We start from the raw sequence: 2,072 nt of genomic DNA, 5'->3' as shown, positions 1-2,072 counted from the left end.
ACCCCGCCCTGCGCCAGCGCGAGCGACGCCGGACAGCCCAGGCCGCCTGCCCCCACCACCAGCACCCGCGCGCGTTCAATCCGGGTGGCGTGGGGAATGCGCGCGTGGTGGTCGGTATCCGGCGAACCGTGCATGGGACTGGTGCTCCGCGAGGAACGAAACGAATATGGTGCGGCGACTCCACGTCCAGTCTTCAGGACGTTCCCGAAGCCTTCCTACCCGCCGCTGTCACAAGCGGCCCTCACCTGCCAGGACATATGAAAAACCTGACCGGCGCGCTCGTGTTTTCCACCCTGCTGTCCCTGGCTGTCGGCTGCCACAAGAACACCGGCGAGAGCCCTGACGCGGCCACGCAGACCGGCACCGTCAAGGAGGAGCTCCAGTCGGACCGCGACGCCGCCCCCGCCCCGACGGCCACCGCCGAGGCCGGCACGAAGGACGCGAGCGCCGTGACGTACGACTCGGGCGCCAGCGACCGCCTGGCCCTGGAGGCCTGCGTGGACGGCTGGCTCAAGTCCCACAACCTGGACAGGTACGGCAGCCAGAAGGGCACCATGTACGCGGGCGGCACGCCCCTGTTCGACGAGCGCACGGGCGAGACGAAGGACCGCCTGGACTTCGTCCTCGAGCGCCAGCCCGAGGCCAAGAAGGCCTGCGTGGACGAAGGCGCCCCCAAGTAACGCGTGCCTCCGCACCCGCCAGGATGCCGACCTGGCGGCTTGCCGGGAATTCCGCTCCCGGAGAAGGTCCCGTAAGCTGCCGCTCGCATGGACAGCGACCCCCGACCCGGCGACGACCACCCGGCCCACGACTTGAAGGCCCGCGTCCGCGCCGTGCTGGAGCGCCGCAACCTCACGGACAACGTGTCCGCGGAGCAGGCGGCCGCCTCCTGGGAGCAGGACCGCTTCGTCGCCCGGGCCCGCGCGCTGTTCTACGCGCGGATGATGTTCCTCACGTTGGGCCTGCTCATCCTCGCGGTGCCCGCGTGGAGCGGCTACTTCGGCTTCAACGGGCCCATCTCCTTCCTGGGCTACTTCGCGATGCTCATCTACAGCGTCGCGAACCTGCTCGTCATCGACCACCCGAAGGCGGGCCGGTGGGTGACGTACCTGTCGCTCTGCTTCGACCTGCTGATCACCGTGGTGCTCATCGCGCGCCCACAGGTGGGCGGCGGCCTCCAGAGCCCGCTGCTGGCGACGCAGCTGTTGTTCACCACCCTCTTCGCCATCCTCTTCCCCAAGCCGCTGGCCATCCTGCCGCCGCTCCTGGCGCTGCCTATCACCACGCGGCTGGACCTGCTCCTCAACCGCTCCGTGACGGCGGTGGAGCTGCTCACGCTGCTCTGGTACCTGGGGCTCAACTTCATCATCGTCTACGTGCTCGTGTACCTGAACGAGCGCGAGGCCACCGCGCACCGCGAGGTGGTGTCCCTTCAGGGCGACCTGAAGGAGCTGGCGGTGGTGGAGGAGCGCAACCGGCTGGCGCGGGAGATCCACGACGGCCTGGGCGCGTCGCTGTCCTCGATGATCATCCAGGCGGAGTACATCCTGAACCTCGCGCGCGAGGACGGGCTGCGCACGGAGATCCGCGAGATAAAGGCCACCGCGGAGGAGTCGATTGAAGAGCTGCGCCGCAACCTGCGGATGATGCGCGACGACTTCGAGCTGGCGCAGGGCCTGGAGGACTACGTCAAGACGTTCCGCGAGCGCACCGGGCAGGACATCCGCTTCGAGCGCACGGGCCTGACGCGCAAGCTGCCCCCGGACGCGCAGCTGGCGCTGTTCCGCATCCTCCAGGAGTGCCTGTCCAACGCCGCGAAGCACGCCGAGGCGAAGGAGGTCCAGGTGCGCCTGGACTTCAGCGCGGAGGGCGTGCACCTGGTGGTCCGCGACAACGGCAAGGGCTTCGACCCGGGCCGCACGCCGCGCGGCCACTACGGCCTGCTCAACATGCGTGAGCGGGCCATGAAGCTCGGGGGTTCCATCGTGGTGGACTCGGCGCCCGGCGCCGGGGCCCAGGTGGCCTTCTCCCTTCCCTGTCTTTCCGCCTGACACGCACCGGAGCCCGCCCCG

2 protein-coding genes are annotated in these 2,072 nt (G+C 69.5%); both read left to right on the top strand.

Going from position 1 to position 2,072, the window contains the following annotated elements; translation table 11 throughout:
* Positions 1 to 257: 257 nt before the first annotated feature.
* Complete coding sequence (locus D7W79_RS41510) at positions 258 to 680, top strand: hypothetical protein (RefSeq protein ID WP_120530696.1); 423 nt, start codon at positions 258 to 260, stop codon at positions 678 to 680.
* Positions 681 to 767: 87 nt separating this feature from the next.
* A complete protein-coding gene (locus D7W79_RS41505; protein WP_120530695.1) occupies positions 768 to 2,051 on the top strand; it encodes a sensor histidine kinase in 1,284 nt (427 codons plus the stop codon).
* The last annotated feature ends 21 nt before the right edge of the window (positions 2,052 to 2,072 follow it).

It is taken from the genome of Corallococcus exercitus (assembly GCF_003611585.1).
Classification (GTDB): domain Bacteria; phylum Myxococcota; class Myxococcia; order Myxococcales; family Myxococcaceae; genus Corallococcus; species Corallococcus exercitus.
The sequence above is the reverse complement of the archived record's forward strand: the minus strand, read 5'-3'. Positions and strand labels throughout refer to the sequence as shown.

Excerpts from the sequence above, each read along its gene's own strand:
- D7W79_RS41510 (WP_120530696.1), top strand. The coding sequence starts at position 258 with ATGAAAAACCTGACCGGCGCGCTCGTGTTTTCCACCCTGCTGTCCCTG.
- D7W79_RS41505 (WP_120530695.1), top strand. The coding sequence starts at position 768 with ATGGACAGCGACCCCCGACCCGGCGACGACCACCCGGCCCACGACTTG.